Annotated in this window: 22 protein-coding genes; 6 read left to right on the top strand and 16 right to left on the bottom strand. The window is 40.5% G+C overall.

Features of this window, described 5'->3' with window-relative positions; translation table 11 throughout:
- Nucleotides 1-26: 26 nt before the first annotated feature.
- The 4 genes from FFR60_RS08600 to FFR60_RS08585 all read right to left on the bottom strand — a co-directional run bounded on the left by FFR60_RS08600 (nt 27) and on the right by FFR60_RS08585 (nt 5,128).
- Nucleotides 27-530, bottom strand: coding sequence for a cell wall elongation regulator TseB-like domain-containing protein (locus FFR60_RS08600; protein ID WP_088933272.1), 504 nt, complete (start codon nt 528-530; stop codon nt 27-29).
- 54 nt (nt 531-584) lie between these two features.
- The gene (locus FFR60_RS08595) at nt 585-3,338 is read right to left on the bottom strand and encodes a helicase C-terminal domain-containing protein (protein ID WP_137663816.1); all 2,754 of its coding nucleotides are present in this window, start codon (nt 3,336-3,338) and stop codon (nt 585-587) included.
- Between the two features lie 293 nt (nt 3,339-3,631).
- Complete coding sequence (locus FFR60_RS08590) at nt 3,632-3,832, bottom strand: cold-shock protein (RefSeq protein WP_010745638.1); 201 nt, start codon at nt 3,830-3,832, stop codon at nt 3,632-3,634.
- Between the two features lie 192 nt (nt 3,833-4,024).
- Nucleotides 4,025-5,128 carry a baeRF6 domain-containing protein gene (locus FFR60_RS08585; RefSeq protein ID WP_137663815.1) on the bottom strand — a complete coding sequence of 368 codons (1,104 nt, stop codon included), beginning with the start codon at nt 5,126-5,128 and terminating at the stop codon, nt 4,025-4,027.
- Between the two features lie 380 nt (nt 5,129-5,508).
- Between FFR60_RS08585 and FFR60_RS08580 the strand changes: the two genes are divergently transcribed.
- Nucleotides 5,509-6,048: a PH domain-containing protein gene (locus FFR60_RS08580; protein ID WP_137663814.1), complete on the top strand. Its 540-nt coding sequence runs from the start codon at nt 5,509-5,511 to the stop codon at nt 6,046-6,048.
- Nucleotides 6,049-6,089: 41 nt separating this feature from the next.
- Here FFR60_RS08580 and FFR60_RS08575 read toward each other — a convergent pair whose 3' ends face one another.
- The 11 genes from FFR60_RS08575 to dnaX form a co-directional block, all read right to left on the bottom strand.
- Entirely contained in the window at nt 6,090-6,434 is a 345-nt protein-coding gene (locus FFR60_RS08575) for a P-II family nitrogen regulator (protein WP_088933276.1), read from the bottom strand.
- A gap of 21 nt (nt 6,435-6,455) precedes the next feature.
- Nucleotides 6,456-7,670 (bottom strand): ammonium transporter, encoded by a 1,215-nt coding sequence (locus FFR60_RS08570; RefSeq protein WP_088933277.1) that lies wholly within the window; start codon nt 7,668-7,670, stop codon nt 6,456-6,458.
- Between the two features lie 151 nt (nt 7,671-7,821).
- Nucleotides 7,822-8,682: a 16S rRNA (cytidine(1402)-2'-O)-methyltransferase gene (rsmI, locus tag FFR60_RS08565; protein ID WP_171004896.1), complete on the bottom strand. Its 861-nt coding sequence runs from the start codon at nt 8,680-8,682 to the stop codon at nt 7,822-7,824.
- Between the two features lie 186 nt (nt 8,683-8,868).
- On the bottom strand, nt 8,869-9,216 hold the full coding sequence (locus FFR60_RS08560; protein WP_171004900.1) for a DNA replication initiation control protein YabA: 348 nt from the start codon (nt 9,214-9,216) through the stop codon (nt 8,869-8,871).
- Nucleotides 9,216-10,028, bottom strand: a complete 813-nt coding sequence (locus tag FFR60_RS08555; RefSeq protein WP_088933280.1) for a PSP1 domain-containing protein — start codon at nt 10,026-10,028, stop codon at nt 9,216-9,218. Before FFR60_RS08555 ends, FFR60_RS08560 begins: the two co-directional genes overlap by 1 nt.
- A 26-nt stretch (nt 10,029-10,054) precedes the next feature.
- Nucleotides 10,055-10,993, bottom strand: coding sequence for a DNA polymerase III subunit delta' (gene holB / locus FFR60_RS08550; RefSeq protein ID WP_088933281.1), 939 nt, complete (start codon nt 10,991-10,993; stop codon nt 10,055-10,057).
- A 1-nt stretch (nt 10,994) separates the two neighbouring features.
- The gene (gene darA / locus FFR60_RS08545; RefSeq protein WP_010740793.1) at nt 10,995-11,324 is read right to left on the bottom strand and encodes a cyclic di-AMP receptor DarA; all 330 of its coding nucleotides are present in this window, start codon (nt 11,322-11,324) and stop codon (nt 10,995-10,997) included.
- 12 nt (nt 11,325-11,336) lie between these two features.
- Nucleotides 11,337-11,981, bottom strand: a complete 645-nt coding sequence (gene tmk, locus FFR60_RS08540; RefSeq protein ID WP_088934661.1) for a dTMP kinase — start codon at nt 11,979-11,981, stop codon at nt 11,337-11,339.
- Nucleotides 11,982-12,041: 60 nt separating this feature from the next.
- Nucleotides 12,042-12,638, bottom strand: coding sequence for a recombination mediator RecR (recR, locus tag FFR60_RS08535; protein ID WP_137663812.1), 597 nt, complete (start codon nt 12,636-12,638; stop codon nt 12,042-12,044).
- Nucleotides 12,639-12,778: 140 nt separating this feature from the next.
- Nucleotides 12,779-13,093, bottom strand: coding sequence for a YbaB/EbfC family nucleoid-associated protein (locus FFR60_RS08530; protein WP_137663811.1), 315 nt, complete (start codon nt 13,091-13,093; stop codon nt 12,779-12,781).
- 17 nt (nt 13,094-13,110) lie between these two features.
- Nucleotides 13,111-14,853, bottom strand: a complete 1,743-nt coding sequence (gene dnaX, locus FFR60_RS08525; RefSeq protein WP_137663810.1) for a DNA polymerase III subunit gamma/tau — start codon at nt 14,851-14,853, stop codon at nt 13,111-13,113.
- Between the two features lie 182 nt (nt 14,854-15,035).
- Here dnaX and FFR60_RS08520 point away from each other — a divergent pair, with 182 nt between their 5' ends.
- The 4 genes from FFR60_RS08520 (at nt 15,036) to FFR60_RS08505 (ending at nt 19,599) form a co-directional block, all read left to right on the top strand.
- Nucleotides 15,036-16,271, top strand: a complete 1,236-nt coding sequence (locus FFR60_RS08520; protein ID WP_137663809.1) for an SPFH domain-containing protein — start codon at nt 15,036-15,038, stop codon at nt 16,269-16,271.
- A 28-nt stretch (nt 16,272-16,299) separates the two neighbouring features.
- On the top strand, nt 16,300-17,370 hold the full coding sequence (locus tag FFR60_RS08515) for a TFIIB-type zinc ribbon-containing protein (protein ID WP_137663808.1): 1,071 nt from the start codon (nt 16,300-16,302) through the stop codon (nt 17,368-17,370).
- Nucleotides 17,367-18,164, top strand: a complete 798-nt coding sequence (locus tag FFR60_RS08510) for a TPM domain-containing protein (protein ID WP_137663807.1) — start codon at nt 17,367-17,369, stop codon at nt 18,162-18,164. Before FFR60_RS08515 ends, FFR60_RS08510 begins: the two co-directional genes overlap by 4 nt.
- Before the next feature lie 142 nt (nt 18,165-18,306).
- On the top strand, nt 18,307-19,599 hold the full coding sequence (locus FFR60_RS08505; RefSeq protein WP_137663806.1) for a serine hydrolase: 1,293 nt from the start codon (nt 18,307-18,309) through the stop codon (nt 19,597-19,599).
- Nucleotides 19,600-19,639: 40 nt separating this feature from the next.
- On the opposite strand, the gene FFR60_RS08500 is transcribed toward FFR60_RS08505, so the two are convergent.
- Nucleotides 19,640-20,125 carry a GyrI-like domain-containing protein gene (locus tag FFR60_RS08500; protein WP_137663805.1) on the bottom strand — a complete coding sequence of 162 codons (486 nt, stop codon included), beginning with the start codon at nt 20,123-20,125 and terminating at the stop codon, nt 19,640-19,642.
- A 231-nt stretch (nt 20,126-20,356) separates the two neighbouring features.
- Between FFR60_RS08500 and FFR60_RS08495 the strand changes: the two genes are divergently transcribed.
- On the top strand, nt 20,357-21,550 hold the full coding sequence (locus FFR60_RS08495; RefSeq protein WP_137663804.1) for a YdcF family protein: 1,194 nt from the start codon (nt 20,357-20,359) through the stop codon (nt 21,548-21,550).
- Nucleotides 21,551-21,580 lie beyond the last annotated feature (30 nt).

Here is a 21,580-nt window from a genome sequence, read left to right as displayed (position 1 = left end):
ACTGATAACTCCCCTACCAAGTTTTTTTAGATTTTTTTGATGACTTTGATCGTCTTGCCGTCATTAAATGCCAGCAAGTAATAATAAATCGCGCCTTGATCGTCTTTTGCAGTGATCTCCCAAGCAGTTTGATCACGGTAGATTCCTAGATTTGCCTTTTCAAAAATCAAATCCGGATTATCACTCTCAAAACGTTTTTCCACTTGTTGCTCCGTCAGTCCATCCTTTTGATTGAGAACACGAACCTTTTCCCCCGATTTCGGAACGATCACAATAATCGATTCGCCAGTGTTGTTTTCACCGGTGACGGTAAAATAAGTTTTTTCACGATTGAACCAATAAAACTGATCCACCGTTTCTAAGTCGGCATATTTTTCTGCCATTTGAACAGCTTCTCTTTTGGCTTGCTGCATCGGACGATTTGAACGAATAAAAATCATGGTCGCCGCCACGATGATGATCAATAAAAAAGTCACGATTCCTAACAGCCAACGATTGAGCTTCTGTTGTCCTGCACTATTCGTATCCAAAATCATACTCCTCTCAGACAAGCTACATTATACCAAAAGAAGGGCTCTCCCTCATTAATTCTCTTCACTTTTGTCAGAATTTAAAAATTGATCGGTTTCTGCCAAAATGTCTTCCAGCGGTAATTGTTTGATCGGCAATTCTTTTGGCAGTGCCTTACGTAGTTTTTCTCCGTATTTAGCGGTGATAAAGCGTTGATCTAATAACAGCATTACTCCTTTATCCTGATCCGATCGAATCAGACGTCCTAACGCTTGCCGCAATCGCAGCGCCGTGTTGGGAACGGACTCTTGGAAAAATGGATTGATCCCTTCTGATGCCAAAAAATCGTTACGAGCTTTCACTTGAAGCCGCTGTGGATTTTCAAATGGCAAACGCGTGACGATCAAGATTTGCAGGATCTCGCCTGGCAAATCAATCCCTTCCCAAAAACTATCTGCACCAAAAAGCAATGCATCTTTTGAGAGCAAGAAGCGTTTCAATAATTTTTCGCGACTGCCGCCGATTCCCTGAGCCAAAACTTCTCTTCCTTCATTCAACAAAGGAACGCGCACACGCTGATAAACACGGTTCAAAATATCGTGAGAGGTAAACAATACCAATATCGGTCGTTTCTGATTCTCCGCTATTTTATGAACCACACCAGCTACATAGTTCGCGTATTGATCTGGTGACGTCGACTGAATACTAATACTGTTCGTCGGCAGATACAAGCGAGCTTGCTTGGCGTAGTCATAGGGACTGCTGATAATCTTCAAAGCGGTCTCTGGAATTCCCCAACGTTTAGCAAAGTAATGACGATCACTACCGATTTTTAAGGTCCCACCTAAGTAAAGAATCTGCTGATATCGTTCATACCATTTTGTGTGACTGATCAGTGAAGCCTCCAAATCCTGAACCTGGAAGGTTTTACGCTTTGCATTGAACCAATGGATATAACGAGCATCCCATTTTTCGCTGAAGGTTTCAAAAGCGGTTTGCTGCTGCGTTAAGCTATCCAACAAAGCTTGGAGATCACTCCATTCCGCCTGCTCCTTAATTCCAAAGGTCTCTTTATAGGTATTGAAATATGCCTGCATCTGTTCGCCTAGTGTTAGAGCATCCTGATACAAACGACCGACCCGTTGCAATACTTGCTCGCCGGCCAAGGATAATTGATCGATCATATCTTTAGTAATCAGACGCTCATCTTCTGTAGGATACTCGTCCTTGAAAATCTGATAAAGATCGGTCAAATCCTCATTTAGCTCCTGCAACACGTCTTGAAAAATTTCAAGTGCATGCTGTGTCTGACGATCTTTTTCGACTAATGCCTGCCAAACAGCAAACTTTTGTGTATCAAACAAACGATGAAAAGCACGCTGAATCGCCAAAAGATTAAGCTGCTGACTGCTGATTTTTTCTAATACACGATTTAAATGATGTGCCTCATCAATAATCAAATAAGGACTTTTAGGAAGCTGAGGTTCCTTACGCTGATCCTCTTGCGCCAAAAACGCGTGATTCGTAACGATCAAATTGCTTTGCGCTAATTTTTCCTGACGATGACGAATGAAGTCGGCTTGATAAAACGGGCTATTAGGATTTAAACTATGAGGACCCATATGAGCTACTTCTTGCCAGAATGGATGCTTCAAGCTTGTCATATTCAATTCATCAAAATCCCCAGTCTCAGTCTGAGTCAGCCAAACAAGCAAAGCCATTTGATAAAAGGTATATTGCTTTTGTTCCGATTTCTTTTGAAAGCTTTGATAAAAACGTTCCAAGTCGATATAATGTCGGCTGCTTTTCATTACAACTGCCTGTAACGGCTGATCTAATAAGCGATTGATCAACGGCAAATCGTGATTCAAAATCTGTTCTTGTAGTAATAAAGACACAGTGCTGACAACTATTGGATTTTCCGGCGTTGCCAAAAAGCTCATTGGCAGCAAGTAACCCAGCGTTTTGCCAATTCCGGTCGCCGCTTCGACCAAAACATTTTTATCTTCCTTCTTATTAAAGAAATCATAAACCAAATTCATCAAACGAGCCTGTTCTTTTCGGAAATCCAATTCGCCCTGATACACTTTTTCCTTCGCCTTGCGTGAACGAGGATAAGCCTTCCTCCCAAAATAATTCTCAGAAAAAAGCGGAACACTTTTTTTTCGCAAAGCCAAACCATGAATAATAGCTAAATCATTTGATAAAGGTTTAGGGTTTGCTTGCATATCCATCAAACAAGCTTCCAAATAGTCCTTCGTTTGAAACGCCATCTGATCAGCAGTAGCAATAATTTTTTCTACAGTAATGATCGGCAGAGCCTTTATTTCCGACTCTAAATGTAATAACAATTGTGCCGTTACATCCGCATCGCTATCAGCCTGATGAGGGTTCTCATGCACCAAATCCAGTTCTTCTGCCAAATCCTTTAAACGAAAGCTTAATGAAGTTGGCATGAACACTTGTGCCAGCTCTACTGTGTCGATTCCAGGAATTGTTAACGGCGGCATACCGCAGCGTTCCAACTCATTGCTTAAAAAAGGATAATCAAAATGAATATTGTGGGCTACAAAAACGGTATCCGCTAATAAATTACTGATCGTTTCAGCCACATCTTCAAAGTAAGGGGCTTTTCGAACTCGCTGGTTCGTGATCCCCGTCAGCTTCTGAATCTGCGGAGGAATATTTTGATCTGGGTTGATATCCGTTGAAAAATGAGTAACGATCTTGCCTTCTTCAATCAGTACACAGCCAAATTGAATGATCCGATCTGTTTTGGGGTCAGTTCCCGTCGTTTCGATATCAACGACCGCATAATTTTTCTTCACACTCACCCCTCCTTCCTCGAATTCGTGTGTTACTTTTATAAAACCTCACTAATATGAGCCTAACTGTTCTCACCTCTAACTAATAACTTGTTAGAACCCGAAAAAAATGATTGATCACAGTAAAGCCTTCCTCACGCATTATATCTGAATACTACCACTTTCTACAAGAAAGTTCTTTGGTTAAAACGATTCCAAACAAATTTAACCCTGCTGTTATCTTCTAAAATGAAAAATAGAAGATAAACGAAAAAAAGCCAGATGCTTTCGCATCTGGCATAAAAGTCTACTATTAATTAAGCTTTGTTAACGTTTGTAGCTTGAGGTCCACGTTGGCCTTCTTCAACGTCGAAAGTCACTGCTTGACCTTCTTCTAAAGTTTTGAAGCCGTCGCCTTGGATAGCTGAGAAATGTACGAATACGTCATTTCCGTTTTCAGCAGTGATAAATCCGTAGCCTTTTTCTGAGTTGAACCATTTTACTGTACCTTGTTCCATGTTAAACATCCTCCTAGGATAAAAATTAATTTTGTAATTACTTGAATGGTGAAATAGGAAAGATGTTGTCTGAAACAAACTTGCCAATATTACCGTACAAAAACTACAATTAGAAGTATAACACACATAAAGCGATAACACTAGGTTATCGCTCAAAAAGTTTTTACTTAATATATTTGAAATATTTAAAGACTAATACCGTAAAATCGCCAATAAGCTTTTCTCATCTGGTGCATCCTTTTGGTCTAGAACAAAGACCTGTCCACCATTTTTGATAACATTGTCGGCAATTTCATTAAGCACTTGTCGTCGATCATATTCGACATCCGGATCTTCTCCGAAACCATCTACAAGATTTGAAGTTGCGATAAACAAATGAGAGACCTTACCTTCTTTTGCAGCTGGTACAATATCGACTAATTGATCAACGAATTTCCGATTAATCAATTTTTGATACGTTTGCGTCTCCACTTCCGCAAGTTGATCAGAGAGCTTTTGCGCCTCTTGTTTAATTTCATTGATATTCGCTTGAGCCGGTGATCCGCTGATTGCTGCCTTATCTGAGTAATACGGATTCTTCGCAATTTTTTTAAATTGTGTCTGATTTTCTGGCAAAGCAAAAAGATACAACGGCAACTGATCTGGATTATCTAATTCCTTTAAGAAATTATCGACAGCCTGGTAATAATTGACCCAATCGATTTCAACTTCTTCGTCCTTCGTATTTACACCATGATAGCTTCCAACTTCTCCGCCGCGAGCCGAGACGTTTAAATTACCGCCAGTCAATTCATCGCCTAGTGCCGCCACGATATCCCTCGGTGCATCTTCTGGAAGTTCGATCATTTTAACTTCTTTGTTGCGAACAAAATAAAGTTTCATGGAATCCCTATTTAAAGCCATCAAATAATAAGCATAGTTGAATTGAGCATTTTTTATGATTGCCAATAAATATGGCAAGTCACTCACATAATATTGGTCATCGACAGAAATACTTAATCGATGAATATAGGTTTCATCTGATGTTAAGATCACCGCGACACCTTTTGTTCCGTTTCGCCAGAAATCCCCATCTGCGAGTAATTGATCGATTTTTACTTGGAATGGTTCAAAGCTGTGATCAGTGTATTTCTTTTCGAAGCGTTTTTTCGCTTCTTTAGCAAAGTTCTTAAACATGATTTGATCTTTTTCAACATCTTGATGTGCATGATGAGTGTTTAGCATAAATGTGATAAACGGACCGGTTGCTTCTTCTGAAGTCAATTCAGTTAGTAACTTTTTACTGATATTTGCCATAAATGTACCCTCCTATTTAATCTTCCAATCCAAGTGTAACATAGCTGCTAAATTCCTAAAAATGAAACGCAACCCTTACATTATGAAATTAATCGAAAAATTTTACTGGAATTTGCATAAGTTTTTTCTAATACATTTCTTAGTGATTAACAAACGACTATTCATGATTTCATTGATTGTTTGCTTTATCATAAAAATATACCAATTATCCCGAATTGGTTTTTCATACTTACTCCTACCAAGAGTAAATAACAACCTTCATTTCCACCATAGTGACGGCTATGGTGGTTTTTTTATTGCGAGTTGTCATTACTTTAAAAATATTTGTTTGCGTTTCCAAATTTTGCTAAACTGGAAATAATAAATCAAAGGAGTACATCATGAAAACTGCTGAAGAAATGTATCAATTCTGCCAAGACACGGGGTTTTTCTCAGGTTCTGACCAACAATGGGGCGTGAGACTTTTTACCGTCTTAGAAAAACATTTAGTTTCCGACGAAGAGATTTTGGTTTGCTTTATCGGTCTGCACAACCGAACCTCTGCGACTAAAAATGACGGCTTTTATGCATATGCCCTAACTAATCAGCGTTTTATCATGGGGCAAAAGAAAATGATTGGCGATGATTTCAAAGTAATTCCTTTAGCAAATATGCAGGATCTTCGTTTAATAAAAGAAACGAGCTTAGACTTATTGGAGATTACATCGTTAGAAGGAACGATCAAGATCGTTTTGACTGAAGAAGAAGCTCCAAAAGTTTTAGCAAAACTGAAAGAAGCTATTCAATTAGTGACCAAAGAAAAGAATACTGAAAATCAATTAAGTAAAGCTGAACAGCTTTTAAAAATGAAAGAATTACTGGATCAAGGAATTTTAAACGAATCAGAATTTGCCAAAATAAAAGATGACATCCTTAAATAAAAGCAAGTCTGGCTAAGAAAATATCTTAGCCAGACTTGCTTTTATTGGATCGCTGCTTTGCCCGTTTCCCGAGTCCGAATACGGATCACTTCTTCAATCGGATAAACGAATATTTTTCCTGTCCCGCATTCTTCCGACTGACAGGTTTCTAAAATTAAATCAATCACTCGGTTTACGTCCTCATCAGCTAGGATAAAGCTCACTGACACTTTAGGTAATAACGTTGTAATAATTTCTTGACCTCGAACATGACTTTTCTGACCTTTTTGTAAGCCACAACCTAATACTTGGCTGACCGTCATACCATTTACTTCTATTTCCTGATCAATCACTGCCTTGATCGCTTCTAATTTTTCTTGTCTAATAATCGCTTCAACTTTTTTCATCTCAGTCTCCTCCTGCTAGCCTTAAGAGTCCATTCCCATGAATGTCGGATACGCATTTTCGTCGTGCTCTATTTGATCTAATCCTAACGCTTCTTCTTGTTGCGAGACCCGAATCGGCATAAAGACTCTGATCAATGAGATAATCAGGTAACTAGCTGCTCCTGCAAAGACTAGCGTAAAGAGGACACTTTCGATTTGGGCAATAAACAGATGACTCTCTCCATAAATCAAGCCAGTTCGTCCGCCGATTGAAGGATCAGCAAAGATACCTGTAACAATACCTCCGAAAATTCCGCCAACACCATGACAGCCAAACGCATCTAACGCATCATCAAATCCAAGTTTCTGCTTGATAACTGAAATAAAGAAATAGCAAAACGGACTTACTAACGCTCCGATCAGCAAGCTCGACCAAATTGAAACGAATCCGGCACCCGGGGTAATAGCAACTAAACCTACAACAGCCCCTGTGCAGGCCCCGACTACAGTTGGCTTGCCGTTTAAAATCTTTTCGATCAACATCCAAGATAACATCGCACAAGCCGCCGCTGTGTTGGTAGTAATCATAGCATGAATTGCCAAACCATCAGCTGCTAACGCCGAGCCGCCATTAAAGCCGAACCAACCAAACCACAACAGCCCTGTTCCCAAAACAACAAAGGGAACATTGTGTGGCCGATAATCACCAAGATGATATTCGCGGCGCCGCCCCAATACAATCGCTAAAACCAAACCAGAAATTCCTGAACTAATATGCACGACATTTCCCCCAGCAAAATCAATCGAACCAATTTTATCTAGGAAACCGCCGCCCCAAACCATATGCGCCATAGGAAAATACACCACCACCAGCCAAATCGCGATAAATAGGAAAATGGCTGAAAACCGCATCCGACCAGCAACTGATCCTGTTAAAATTGCGGTCGTGATCAAAGCGAACATCATTTGAAAGAATGCGAATAGCCCTTCTGGAATCCCATCCCCCTTTGACATGGAGACCCCGTTGAAAAATACTTTATCTAAGTTGCCAATAAAATCTCCACCGCCGCTGAATGATAAAGAGTAACCAATGGCTATCCAAATCAAAGAAGCCAATCCCATTGTACAAATTACCATCATCATCGTGTTCAAAATATTTTTCCGCCGCTCCAGCCCGCCATAGAAAAAAGCTAATGCAGGTGTCATGAGAAAAACTAATCCTGAACAAATCAAAATAAATGCAATATTTGCTGCCATCGAACCACTCCATTTCTTTTTATGTTAAGTATTCTAACATCGTTTTTAAATAAAAAAAGAGTTTTCCCTCATTTTTTTCATTTAATTCTAATTTAGTAACTTTCCATGGCAGAAAAACTTACACAAAAAGAGCAGGAAGGTTCTCCTGCTCTTACAATTCATGATATTCTTTGTAAACGTCCTGCTTCTTCAATCCATGTCGTTTGGCTACAGACTTGATAGCTTCTTTCGAAGAGGTTCCACCTGAGATCAATTCTTCAACTTGCTCCTTTAGTGTTCCTGTGAAAATTTCCTCTTCTGCTGTCTCCGTTGCACCTGAAACTAACAAGCAACATTCGCCCTTTAACGAATGATCTGACAAGTATTCAATCAATTCTTCTGTGGTACCTCGCAGATATTCCTCATAAAGCTTAGTCAACTCACGACAAATCACCACTTCGCGATTACCAAAAACTTCCGTGATATTTTTCAAGGTCTCTTTGATTCGATGCGGCGACTCATAAAAAATCAACGTTGCCTGCTGTCCTTTCAGTTCATCCAGTTCCTTTTTCTGAACACTTCTCTTCCGCTGCAAAAAGCCATAGAAAAAGAACGGCTGGGGCAATAAACCTGAAGCGATCAATGCGGTCATACCTGCAGTTGCTCCGGGTAAAGACACGACGGGGATTTCTCTTTCAATACAAGCCACAACTAACTCATGTCCCGGATCACTAATAGAAGGCATCCCCGCATCACTTACTTGAGCTATCGATTTGCCGCTTTCTAAAAAGTCCAGCAACTCTGGAATACGTTCATTATAGTTATGTTCATGCAAACTTTTTTGCGGCACCTTCACTTCAAAATGATTCAACAGTTTTTGAGTATTACGCGTATCCTCACTAGCTATCAAATCAACCGTTTGTAAGGTCTTGATCGCACGAAATGTCATATCCTCCAAATTACCAATCGGTGTCGGAACAAGATACAGCGTCCCCACTTGTTGTGCAAAACTTTTTTGAATCTTCACAATCATTCTCCTAACTCATCTTAAACTATTCCTTTTCTTACTAAGATCATACACCTTTGATTCTCTAGCAAGTCTATCTCAAGGAAGACTTTTAAAAACTGCAAAAAAGTGGGTGTGACATAAGCAGCGTCATACCCACTATTACTGAATAAAAGTGTTCTGGAAGTAACGACTTCAGGAACAACCTTCAATTTATTTTTGTTTGCTTTCACGATAGATGACATCTAGGCAAAAAGCGCAAGGCTCATCCTGCTCACGTCTTGATCCATAAAGCAGATTGCAGACATGAAAACCATCCTCGTAAATTTTTTCAAGATTTAAGCGAGATTCCGACAGTTCTTGCCGTTCATCTAAAACGGGGGATTTTTTCTCATTAATCTCACGAATCCGTTCCCGCAAACGTTCGTTTTCCATTTCCAATGTGGCATTTTTTTCTACAAGCTCGAGCAAGGTCTCTTTCATAGAAACTAAATCTTCAAGATTTTTGTTCATGTCTTGCTCTAGTTGATTCAAGCCATCATACAAGGAACGTCGATCCATCATGATAAATCACCTGCTTCAACAAGTTCTTGATAATCAAAATCCACCGTCGCATCACGACCAAACAAACGGACCTTCACTACTTTACTCAGCAGGTTTAAGCCGATCACTTTGCCGCGTCCTTCTGGGGTATTGATCTCTTTGCCATAATCAGGCATTTCTTTTTTCGCCGCTTCATACTCGCTATTTTCATATTTCAAACAGCACATCAAGCGACCGCATAATCCAGAGATTTTCGTTGGATTCAACGATAGTCCTTGGTCTTTAGCCATTTTGATTGAAACTGGAATAAAATCGCCTAAAAAAGTCGAACAGCATAATGGGCGTCCACACGGCCCAATGCCGCCGAGAATTTTCGCCTCATCACGTACACCAATTTGACGTAGTTCAATTCGCGTGCGAAATACACCCGCTAAGTCTTTTACTAATTCACGAAAATCAATGCGTCCATCTGCGGTAAAATAAAAAATCATTTTACTGCGATCAAAAGTATATTCGACTTGGATCAATTTCATTTCTAATTCATGCGCGCGAATTTTTTCTTTGGCAACCTTAAAGGCCGCTTCTGCATCAGCTTCATTCTGCGCTACTTTTTTCAATTCTTTATCAGATGCTTTATGTAAAATCATTTTTAAATCATCAGATAAATCTTTTTTCTCTATTTCTATTTTTGGAATTGCCACTGTCGCAATCTGGTGCGCCTGTTGTGACTCGACCAAGACTTTATCATTATAAAAATATTCGTTTTTACCTGGTGCATAATAATAAATATGACCTGCATCCCGAAAACGAACACCCACAACTTCAACCATGGTTCTCCCTACTCTCTTAAATAACGCTAAGCAAAAACAATGCGCAACGTTACTTGTTCTGCGATATTTTGAAATGATACGTTCGCTTCTAGTTTCTGACTGGCAGACAAAACTTCTTCTAACAGGTAATTGTACGTCTTTAGGTCTGTTTGATTTTGTTTCATCACTTGATCACGTTTTTCTTTAACAAAATACGCTAACATTTCAAAGGCAAATTGCTGTTGCGTTTTGTCCTTAAATGTCTTTACCAATTTTTTCTGAACATAGATAAAAGCTTGCGGATCATTTTTTTCGAGATAATTAAACCATTGAATAACAGCATCTCTAGCTTCATTAAACCATTCATCTTTTGAGATTTCAACAGCTTTTCCATAACTATTTGTTAAATTTGCTAATAGTTTCGCGGTTTTCGCAGGGATTTGTTCTGATTCTAAACGAGACTGCAGGCGTTCAGTGGACAACGCTTGAAAATGAATGATCTGACAGCGTGAACGGATCGTAGGTAATATCTTTCCTAACGATTGAGTTTCTAAAATAATCATAAAGTTAGCAGGCGGTTCTTCTAAAAATTTCAATAAGCTGTTAGCAGAGTTTAAATTCATCTTTTCGGCTTGGTGAATGATAACAACCTTTTTCGCAGATTCAAAACCGCTTTTTGTCAATTCACTTTGCAGCGCACGAATTTGATCGACTTTGATCGACTGACCATCGGGCTCGATCTCTACAACATCGGGATGATCTTTACTAGTTATTCGCAGACAATTATTGCATTTTTCGCAAGGCATTCCTTTTTGTAAATCTAAACAAAACAGATGCTTGGCAAACCATAGTGCCAGTTCTGCTTTGCCGGTCCCTTGATCGCCTTCAAAAAGATAAGCATGGGCCAGACGCCCATGCTCAAAACTATTTTGCAATTGACGAAAAACAATAGGTTGAATTGTCTGAAGTTTTTGTGCTTCTTCCATTTTAATACTGGTGGAAGCCTTCGACTGGCAAGACAAATACTGTCGCACCGCCGACTTCAACTTCAACAGGATAAGGGACCTGTCCGTCTAACGAAATATCCAAGGTCACTGGTGTTGTGACATATTGCGTACGAGCTTGGCACGTTTCTTTAATTAAGGCCAAAGCATCTTCTACTCGCTCGTCCTCGATCCCGATGATGAACGTACTATTGCCAGCTTTCAAAAAGCCGCCAGTAGAAGAAAGTTTTGTTGCTCGAATATTAGCATCAATAAATTCATTGGCTAAGCGGTTGGAGTCTTTGTCTTGAACGATCGCTAAAATAAGTTTCATAGTTTACACCTCTCATGATTGAAAATAGTCTGGATAACGTGTCAACAACTCGTAAAAACAATCTCTCACGACTTCGTCTAAACGTTTCCGAGCATCGATTTTTATGATCCGTTCTGGATTTGCTTCCGCTAATTTTAAATAAGCGTGCCGGACCCTCTGATGAAATTGTAACCCTTCCGAGTCCAAACGGTCAATTTGATTGGTTCGGTTCTTCATGATTCGTTGTAAGCCAGTATCTGAATCAACATCTAAATACAACGTTATATCAGGCGTTGTCCCCTCAATTGCAAATTCATTAATCTTGGCAACTTCTTCCATGCCGATTCCTCTGCCCGCACCTTGATAGGCTAACGAACTGTCAACAAACCGGTCACATAAAACGATTTTATCCTCATCTAATGCAGGCCATACTTTTTCGATTAAATGCTGACGGCGCGCTGCGGCATAAAGCAGTGCCTCTGTTCGATCATCCATTCGATCATTACTTGGGTCAAGGATCACGTGACGAATTTTTTCAGCGATCGGGATGCCTCCAGGTTCTCTTGTTTTGACGATTGACCGTTTCGCCGTTAATTGTAGTTTTGGATAAAGTTCATTCAGCACACTGGTTTTGCCTGCGCCGTCTGGTCCTTCAATCGTAATAAATAATCCGTTCACTTTTTTGTCCCCCAAATAAATTTGATCTTCTATCTCTTTCAAAAAAACACCGCGAAATCTTTATAATTCACGGCGTCCTTCCACTGCTTTTAACAGAGTAATTTCATCAGCATACTCGATGTCACTCCCGACTGACAAACCATGTGCCAGTCTCGTAACTTTGATTCCAGCTGGCTTAATCAAACGCGATAAATACATCGCAGTCGCTTCGCCTTCTGTCGTAGCGTTTGTCGCAATGATTACTTCCCTGACCTCATCATCATGGAGCCGCTTGATCAGTGGAGCAATATTAATGTCTTCTGGTCCAGTCCCTTCCATCGGTGACAAAACACCGTGAAGTACATGGTAAAGGCCGTGATATTCACGTACTTTTTCCAATGACATCACATCTTTTGGTTCTTCCACGACTAAGATTGTACTGCGATCACGAGTCGTATCGGAACAAATCTCACAAGGATCTTCTTCCGTGATATTCCCACAAACACTGCAGAAACGCAAATCTCGTTTGACACTAATCAATGATCGCGCAAACTCATTAACAGACTCATCTTTCATATCAATCGTAAAAAAGGCTAAACGGGTCGCAGTCTTTTGACCGATTCCCGGCAGCTTCATGTAACTTTCAATCAATTTCGCAATTGGTTCTGGATATTGCATTCTGTCCTTCCTCTCTTCCAGAAAGGCTTCACGAACTCCTTCAGCTTTTGCTTATTACCAAATAAAGCTGGTTCGCTAAGCCGGACATGGATAATACAACTAGCATAAACTTGATATTTATTAACCAAGAACAAAGTCGCTTACATTCCAGGAAGTCCCTTTGTATACTTGCCCATAGTTTGATCTGTTTCCTTCGTGATCTTCGCAATAGCATCATTAACTGCTAAAACGATCATGTCTTGCAACATTTCTGGATCTTCTGGATCGATCAATTCAGGATTAATATCCATAGCTTTCATCGTTTTGTCACCAGTAAAGGTCACAGTTACTAAATCGTTAGTTGAACTGCCGGTGAATTCCTTAGCATTCAACTCATCTTGAGCTTTCACCATTTCTTTTTGCATTTTTTGCATTTGTTTCATCATGCCCTGCATATTTCCCATTCCGCGCATCATTTTATCTATTCGCTCCTTTAATCATCTTTAATCGTTACAAGATCGCCAAACAGACTTTTCGCTTGTTCAACGACTTCATTGGTTTCTTCTGGTATTAAACTGATTTCATCATCCGTTTCATTTGTTTCAGTCGCAACTGGACGATCATGGTGCTGACTGACAAAAGCTTGCCGTAAACGCGGCCAGCTTTCACGAGTGATGAAAACAAAGTCTGGCGTATAATCCTTGATCATCATACTCAAAGTATTCTGCATATTCAAGCGCAACTCATCACTGCTGTCTGCTCGTTGACAAACAATCTCATAATCAAACGCAATCAGTAATAAGCCTGGTCCCGCCGCCATTGGCTCACTAGCCTTTAGCATCGCACGTTGGGTTACCGGCAATGCCATCAGCAGATCTTCCCAAACATTCTTCACGTTTAGCAAATGATCTTTGGTGGCTTCACTCAATACTTGATAAACCCGTTCAGTCGGAACACGATAGCTGCTGGCAGTTTTCTTCGGTGCTGCTTTACGCTCTTCTTTTTCCACTGTTGGATTAGCTTTCAGCTGCTGCATCTCATTTTGCAATTGCTGCAACTGGGTTTTCAACGCGGTTAATTCTGCTTGATCGGCTGGTTGTGACACAGCTGCTGGCGTAGAATTCACCGGTTGACTCGCTGAAACAGCAGGAGCCGTTTGTGGCGTTGCTAATTTCACCGTTGCCACTTCCAGATAGACATTGGCGTGATTGGTAAATCGAATCTCATTTTGGGTTTCGCTCAAAATTTTGATCATATTATACAGCCGTTCTGAAACAGTCGCTTCCGCTAACTGTTTGAAGGTGTCAGTCAAATAAGCAGCTCGGTTTTCTAATAGTTTGGGTGCCTGTTGATAAATCAACAGATCACGACAATACAATAGTAAATCTTCTGTCAATCGTCTGGCTTCTTTTCCCTCAGCTAAGATATTTTCCAAAACTTCTAATGCACCACTAACATCCTGTTGAAGACAAGCGCCAATAAACCCATCCATCATTTCAGTAGTCAAGCTGCCCGTCACCGCTAAGGCGTCTTCTAAAGTAATTGTTTCATTACTAAAAGAGATAGCCTGATCTAAAATACTCAGTGCATCCCGCATCCCGCCTTCTGCTGCCCGAGCGATTACAGATAGTGCTTGCTCTTCATAGGGTTGATTACTCTGTTCAAGAATATAAGCCATCCGACCGATTATCGCTTGTACGTCAATTCGTTTGAAGTCGAATCGTTGTGTCCTTGAGATAATCGTTGCTGGAATTTTGTGCGGCTCTGTAGTTGCTAAGACAAAGATTACATGTTCTTTCGGCTCTTCTAGCGTTTTTAACAACGCATTGAAGGCGCCAGTCGAAAGCATGTGGACTTCATCAATTATATATACTTTATATTTAGCTGCAGTTGGTGCGTAGTTCGCACGATCCCGTATGAAACGAATTTCTTCCACACCATTGTTGCTTGCGGCATCGATTTCGATCACGTCTTCTTGTCGACCTTCAGTAATCGAACGACACATCTCACACTCATTGCAAGGTTCCCCATCAATACTGTTAGGACAATTGATGGCTTTGGCAAATATTTTTGCTGCACTGGTCTTTCCGGTTCCGCGGGGACCGGTAAATAGATAGGCGTGGGAAGTTTTCTGTTGTTGGATCGCATTTTTCAACGTCTTCGTGATCGCCTCTTGCCCGACCAAATCATCAAAACGCTGCGACCGCCAAACGCGGTAAAGTGCCTGATACGCCATAATTCTCCTCTTTTCTTTCAAAATCACTGCTTTTTATTATACGTGATTTTGTGCGAAAAAACTATAGAAACCGACTGTTAGCTTCAATTGTTTAGCGTCTTTTAATTTGTCCAGCTGCATCTTTTCTGTTTCGAAAAAGCCCTGTGGTATAATAGAAAAAACGTTTTTATGGAGGGATATTCATGGGACTATTTAAAGCAGCAACTAGCAGCATCGGCGGAGGCTTCGCTGATCAATGGCTAGAAATAATTGAACCAGCCAACATGGGACAGACTACGGTCATGTCAAAAGGTGTTGCCGTACGAAAAGATGATAAACGCGGCAGCAACAAAAAAGGAACTAGTGATGTGATCACAGACGGCTCTGTCATTCATGTTTATCCAAATATGATGATGCTTCTCGTCGACGGCGGTAAAATTATTGACTACACTGCCGAGGAAGGATATTACACGGTAGAAAACAATTCTGCTCCATCAATGTTCAACGGATCATTAAAAGATGCCGTAGCTGAAACTTTCAGCCGCTTCAAATTTGGCGGTGTGACACCGCAAAAACAACAAGTTTTCTATATCAATTTGCAAGAAATCAAAGGGATTAAGTTCGGTACCAGCACCCCCATAAACTATTTTGATAATTTCTATAATGCAGAACTATTTTTACGAGCACATGGTACTTATTCCATCAAAGTGACTGATCCAATTCTATTTTTCGCAAATGCAATTCCACGAAATATGGATCAAGTTGATATCAGCGACATCAACGAACAGTACCTGCAAGAGTTTTTAACTGGTTTACAAGCAGCGATCAACCAAATGTCCGCTGATGGTCAACGCATTTCTTATGTCCCATCAAAGAGTATGGAACTAAGTAAATATTTATCTGACGTATTAGATGAGAGCTGGAAAGAACTTCGCGGCATGGAAATCGTTTCTGTTGCTGTTGCCAGCATTTCTTATACAGATGACTCTACTAAATTGATCAATATGCGAAATGAAGGTGCGATGTTAGGTGATCCAAACGTACGCGAAGGTTACGTACAAGGTTCAGTTGCGCGCGGTATGGAAGCCGCTGGTAAAAATGATGCTGGTGCTTCTACAGGCTTCTTCGGAATGGGCATGGGGATGAATGCGGGTGGAGATTTCCTTAATCAAGCATCTCAAAACAACAACCAGCAGATTCAACAGAATCAACAAGCACAACAAAAATCTTCAGGTGATCAATGGACTTGTCCTAAATGCGGTGAAGAAAATTCTGGTAAATTCTGCAGTAATTGTGGAGAGCCAAAACCAGCTCCTGCCACTGCGGCAAAAATCGAAATGAAATGCAGCGAATGCGGTGAAATTGTCGACTTAAGCAGCGGCGTACCAAAATTCTGTCCACATTGCGGCAAACCCTTCAAAGCGGTGCCGTTAGACTAAACAATTACTGATATAGGAGGGCCTGCAAATGGCAGATGTATTAACGCATCACTGTCCCAACTGCGGCGGTCCTTTGACATTTAACCCAAGTGATCAAAAGTTTCACTGTGATTATTGTTTAAGTATTTTTACTGTGGAAGATATCGAAAAATTCGAATCCAATAATTCAGAATCATCCGTAGAGTCACAGTCAGAAACAGCCAGCTCTGTGGAAGCAGCCAGCGGCGACATGGACTTATTTCTTTGTCCCAGCTGCGGCGCTCAAATTGTCACTGATCACACTACCGCCGCTACCTATTGCTACTTTTGTCATAATCCCGTTGTTCTGTCGGGGCGCTTGACAGGAGAATTTTTACCTAATAAAGTTTTGCCCTTTAAAATTGACCGTAAAAAGGCTGTTGCCGATTTTTTGAGTTGGACGCAGAAGAAACGCTTTGTACCAAAAGATTTTTTCAATGAACAACAGATTGAAAAGATGACTGGTGTCTATTTTCCCTATTGGGTAGTTGATGCTGAAACTTCGGGGAATTTGACCGGCAAGGGAACTTCGCTGCGCGTTTGGATCGTGGGCGAAATCGAATATACTGAGACAAAAGTCTATCAGATTTTCCGCAAGGGCAAAGCAAAGATCAACCATTTAACTAAAAATGCCTTAAAGAAAAATCTCCAGCAGAAAATGGTCGAAGGGGTCCAGCCTTTTCCGATCGATCAGGCAGTGGATTTTCACACAGAGTATTTATCTGGTTTTCAGGCGGAAAAACGCGATATTGAGATCAAAGACCTCGCCGAACAAATCGATCATGAGCTGACTGATTACACAAAAGATTTATTACGTGACACCGTTTCTGGATACACAACGTTCACACCAAGTAACCAGTCTGTCAATGTTGAAAAGCAGGACAATCATTATATGCTTTTGCCGGTTTGGCTTGTAACATATCAAGATGCAGCGAACAAAACCTATTACTACGCTATGAACGGACAGACTGGAAAAGTCAGCGGTGTATTGCCGATCAGTAATAAACGTTTAGGTTTATTCTCCGGCGGAATTTTTGCTGTAATCTTGGCAATTGCAATGATCGTGGGGTATTTTCTATGAAAAAACTTCTTTTACTTTTAGGTTTTCTCATGCTATTCACTCCATTAAAAGTTTTCGCGGCTTCTGATACAGTAGATGATCAGGCAAATCTGCTTTCTCCAGAAGAACGAACTGAACTGTCAAAACAGGCCGATGCCCTCAATAAGGAAATCAAAGGCGAAGTGTTTATCTTAACGACAAATACCAATTCGGAAGAACCGCGTAAGTTTGCTGATAATCAGTTAAGAGATCGCATCGGCAATGATAATAACGGTGCTCTTCTCTTACTGGATATGAATCAGCGAGAAATTTATCTTTCAACCTCAGGGAATATGATTGATTACATTACTGATAAACGAAGGGATAAACTTTTAGATGATGTTGAAGCAGCCATGCGTGATGGTAATTATTATCAGGCTGCTGCCGATTACCTATCCAATGCAAATGAATTTGTTGCCGATGGCATTCCCGGTGGTTCTTATCGAATAGACGAAAAGACCCGCAAAGTTACCTACTACAAGTCGATCACACCGATTGAAATCACGATTGGTTTGGTCGTTGCTGCAGTGGCGGCAATTGGGTTCTTCATCTCTGTTCGATTGCGTTATCAGTTAAAGACCGGCACTTATCGTTATCCCTACCGCCAAAACGCTCAACTGGATCTGACCGAGCGTCAGGATCAGTTAGTCAATTCTTTTGTCACTACTCGTCGAATTCCAAAACCTTCCAATAATAACGGAGGAGGCGGTGGTGGTGGCAGTACTACCCATTCCAGTGGTGGCGGAACATTTGGCGGCGGCGGACGCAGTTTTTAACAAATAAAATAAAAAATGTTATCATCCTGCACCAGAGTCTTTCAAAATTAATGAAAAATTCTGGTGTTTTCATGTATTTTCTTGAATTCACCCTATGATTTTGCTAAACTTTTGTGGTTAATAGAAGTAAAGGAGCCCATCAATGAATAAAAAGAAAAGATTCCCCCTAGTTTTGGTTGCCCTACTACTTTTTTTCCAAAGCCTCATAGGAATCACCGCTCAAGCAGCAGATGACTTTTCTGTTAATGCGAATGCGGGATACGCCATTGACGCTGACTCAGGAAAAGTTTTTTTTAACCAAGACGGCGACACCCCAAAAGGCATTGCTTCCATCACTAAAACGATAACGGCATACCTCGTTTTAGATGCCATTAAGCAACAGAAAATTACTTGGGAGCAAGAAGTACCCATTTCAGAGTACGCAGAAAAATTAAGCACTGCCCCTGAGCTGTCCAATGTTGCATTAGTTAGCGGACAAAAATACACGGTTAAGGATCTTTTCGAGGCCATGATTGTCCAGTCTGCAAATGCATGCGCAGTTGCCTTAGCTGAATTGATTGCTGGCAATGAACATACTTTTGTAAATCAAATGCGCGAGCAGCTTACAAAATGGGGTATCAACGATGCAACCATCATCAACTCTTCTGGGCTGAGCAATGTCTATCTAGGCGAGCATATGTATCCAGGAACGCAAGAAGATGATGAAAACTTGATGTCTGCCCGTGATGTAGCAATCGTTACCCAGCACTTGATTAAAGATTTCCCTGAAGTTTTGGAAACCTCAAAAATCAAAGAGAAAACATTCGCCCCCAATTCATCTCAGCCAGACGAAATGAAGAATTGGAATGTCATGCTTTTTGAAGGACCAAATTACAAAGAAGGCGTCGATGGACTAAAGACTGGAACTACTGATTTAGCCGGTGCATGTTTTGTCGGAACGATCCAAAAGGATGGTCGCCGTGTTATCACCGTGATCTTGAACGCCTTAGATCAGCCCAACGATGAAAATGCACGATTCGCAGAAACAGGCAAATTGATGGATTACTGTTTAAATAATTGGAGTCAGCAGGACGTGACTGTCGCAGGACAAACACCGACGGACAAAAAAGAGTTGAAAGTCACAGAAGGTAAAGAAAAGACGGTTGCTCTAGCAATGGAAAAACCGGTTAAACTTTGGGTACGAAGCGATATGGATCCGAAAGATTTAACGATCAAGACTACCTTAGACCAGTCTTTATTAGACAACAACGCAATTATTGCTCCGGTTCATAAAAATGAAAAAATTGGTACTGTCAGCGTTGCATTAACTCAAGATACTTTGGGTTATGTTCAGGAAAATGAAGGCGCGACTGCTGACCTTGTAACAAAAAATGAGGTGCAAAAAGCCAACACTTTCGAATTGATCTGGCAAAAAATTACTGGACTATTTGCATAAAACAAAAAAACTTTCGACTCGAATCGTCGAAAGTTTTTTTCTATTCTGTTTTGAAAGGAAAATACAGTTCTACTTCTCCTTCTGCAAAATGCGGTAAGTAATGCTCATGAATTGCACCGGCAAGCTCCAGTTTTTCTAAGGGAAAGATTTCTCCCAACATGAGCTTCGTCGCATCTTCAATCTTTTCCGCACTGGCTTTGACTGTCAAGTAACTCATTGGCGGTACTTCCCATCGCGCCCATCCTTCTGGCGCTTCAGCTTCTTCTGGAACTTGAACACCTGCTAGATAGCGTCCTTCTTCTTGCCACGGTTCTAACCAATGTTTACTGTCACTCATCAAACCCCATAAATGCAAATCTTTCATTTCTTGACCAGCTAAAAGCTCAACTATTTCTTCAAAATGGCTGTTCATCTGATCCCATAACAGCGGAACCCACGACGGCCCCTCTTCTGCTAAACCGCTTCCTTCTTTGCCGATCACAAAAAGTGTCGGCATGTCTATACGATTGACTCCTTTGATATCCATCCACATTCCCTCCTCGTCATAATTTTACTAATCTTCTAAAAGAAATCCAACTGATAGTTCTTGACTGCGTGTTTGACTTATTATTTGATATACTAACAAAGGAGGAATCAAGTATTTAAATAAGCTTATCATTTTTGTTTTCTACTGACTTGTTTAGCTGTACGATAGGCCGCCTGAAACTTAGGATAATTTGTTGAAATTATTACTTTTATATAGGAAAGATGTGATGGAATGAACCTGCAACGAGATTTACTTGCTTTTGCGCTTTATATAATTGTTTTGAGTGGTTTGATGATTCGCTTTAAACAAAAGAGATTCAGTAATTTTTCATTATGGACGGCGATCTTTTTGGTCTTATATTTTTGTATACTGGAAATTCAAAATAAAACCTTATATATTTTGATTCCACTGTTTTTCTTTTTATTGTTCTGCTATTTTTATTTTAAAGAAAAATGTCGTTTACGTAATGGCTGGCTGCTCAATCTCGCTTTAATTAGTTTCATGGGTTACGTGGTACTCATTACAATAACTGCCAGCTCATTGATCGGTGTCGGTATCCTCGGCATATTGCTCGTCTTGTTTTTAGTAACTATTTTATTTGGCTTGTATGCCGCAATCATCTTTTTGATTGGGAATAGTTTTATCGTTCTGCGCCATGAATCTCGCAAGCTTCCTAATTTACTCACCTTGATTTTAGGTTTAGCGATTATTGCGTTGATCATTTTACAGGTGGTTGGACCAAAAATATTACCAAGCTGGTCAGTCATCCTATTATCGATTCCAACAACGATCGCAATCTATTTTTTTGTTGTCTTTTGGAATTTTCTATCGATTTCCATAGTCTATCAATTTAATCAACCGAAATACAATCAAGATTATGTCATCGTCTTGGGCGCTGGCTTGATCGGCGGTGAAAAAGTCACCCCACTATTAGCAAAACGAATTGATCGTGCCATTCAATTTTATCGCAAACAAAGTCAAGAAACGTTATCGCCACCGCAGCTTTTGATGTCAGGCGGACAGGGTCCTGATGAAAAAATTCCTGAAGCGCAAGCAATGCGGGAGTACGCCTTGGAGCAAGGTATCCCTGACGAAGATATTTTGATGGAGGCACAGTCAACGAACACGCTTGAAAATATGCGCTTCAGCAAGGAGATTATGGAGCGAGAAAAACCTGCCGGCTATCATGCGATCTTTACTTCGAACAACTATCATATTTTTAGAGCGGGAATGTACGCCGAAGAGGTGGATTTAAAAATTGACGGAATCGGTTCAAAAACCGCCCGCTATTATTTGCCAAATGCCTTTTTACGAGAATTTATCGCAGTTGCTCTAATGAACAAACGTATTCACCTAATCATCTGCGGTTTGATCACATTAGGTTTCGCGGCGCTAGCAGTTATTAATTACTTTTTTGTTGGTTAAACACAAAGAAGGAATGCCAAAATTCAAGGC

Origin of the sequence: Enterococcus hulanensis (assembly GCF_005405485.1) — a bacterium.
Taxonomy (GTDB): Bacteria; Bacillota; Bacilli; order Lactobacillales; family Enterococcaceae; genus Enterococcus_A; species Enterococcus_A hulanensis.
Note: the sequence above shows the minus strand (reverse complement) of the source record. Positions and strands in the feature narration are given on the sequence as shown.

Coding starts and splice junctions, on each gene's coding strand:
- FFR60_RS08590 (WP_010745638.1), bottom strand. CDS start 3,832: ATGGAACAAGGTACAGTAAAATGGTTCAACTCAGAAAAAGGCTACGGA.
- FFR60_RS08585 (WP_137663815.1), bottom strand. CDS start 5,128: ATGGCAAATATCAGTAAAAAGTTACTAACTGAATTGACTTCAGAAGAA.
- FFR60_RS08580 (WP_137663814.1), top strand. CDS start 5,509: ATGAAAACTGCTGAAGAAATGTATCAATTCTGCCAAGACACGGGGTTT.
- FFR60_RS08575 (WP_088933276.1), bottom strand. CDS start 6,434: ATGAAAAAAGTTGAAGCGATTATTAGACAAGAAAAATTAGAAGCGATC.
- FFR60_RS08570 (WP_088933277.1), bottom strand. CDS start 7,670: ATGGCAGCAAATATTGCATTTATTTTGATTTGTTCAGGATTAGTTTTT.
- rsmI (WP_171004896.1), bottom strand. CDS start 8,682: ATGATTGTGAAGATTCAAAAAAGTTTTGCACAACAAGTGGGGACGCTG.
- FFR60_RS08560 (WP_171004900.1), bottom strand. CDS start 9,216: ATGGATCGACGTTCCTTGTATGATGGCTTGAATCAACTAGAGCAAGAC.
- FFR60_RS08555 (WP_088933280.1), bottom strand. CDS start 10,028: ATGGTTGAAGTTGTGGGTGTTCGTTTTCGGGATGCAGGTCATATTTAT.
- holB (WP_088933281.1), bottom strand. CDS start 10,993: ATGGAAGAAGCACAAAAACTTCAGACAATTCAACCTATTGTTTTTCGT.
- darA (WP_010740793.1), bottom strand. CDS start 11,324: ATGAAACTTATTTTAGCGATCGTTCAAGACAAAGACTCCAACCGCTTA.
- recR (WP_137663812.1), bottom strand. CDS start 12,638: ATGCAATATCCAGAACCAATTGCGAAATTGATTGAAAGTTACATGAAG.
- FFR60_RS08530 (WP_137663811.1), bottom strand. CDS start 13,093: ATGATGCGCGGAATGGGAAATATGCAGGGCATGATGAAACAAATGCAA.
- dnaX (WP_137663810.1), bottom strand. CDS start 14,853: ATGGCGTATCAGGCACTTTACCGCGTTTGGCGGTCGCAGCGTTTTGAT.
- FFR60_RS08520 (WP_137663809.1), top strand. CDS start 15,036: ATGGGACTATTTAAAGCAGCAACTAGCAGCATCGGCGGAGGCTTCGCT.
- FFR60_RS08515 (WP_137663808.1), top strand. CDS start 16,300: ATGGCAGATGTATTAACGCATCACTGTCCCAACTGCGGCGGTCCTTTG.
- FFR60_RS08510 (WP_137663807.1), top strand. CDS start 17,367: ATGAAAAAACTTCTTTTACTTTTAGGTTTTCTCATGCTATTCACTCCA.
- FFR60_RS08505 (WP_137663806.1), top strand. CDS start 18,307: ATGAATAAAAAGAAAAGATTCCCCCTAGTTTTGGTTGCCCTACTACTT.
- FFR60_RS08500 (WP_137663805.1), bottom strand. CDS start 20,125: ATGGATATCAAAGGAGTCAATCGTATAGACATGCCGACACTTTTTGTG.
- FFR60_RS08495 (WP_137663804.1), top strand. CDS start 20,357: ATGAACCTGCAACGAGATTTACTTGCTTTTGCGCTTTATATAATTGTT.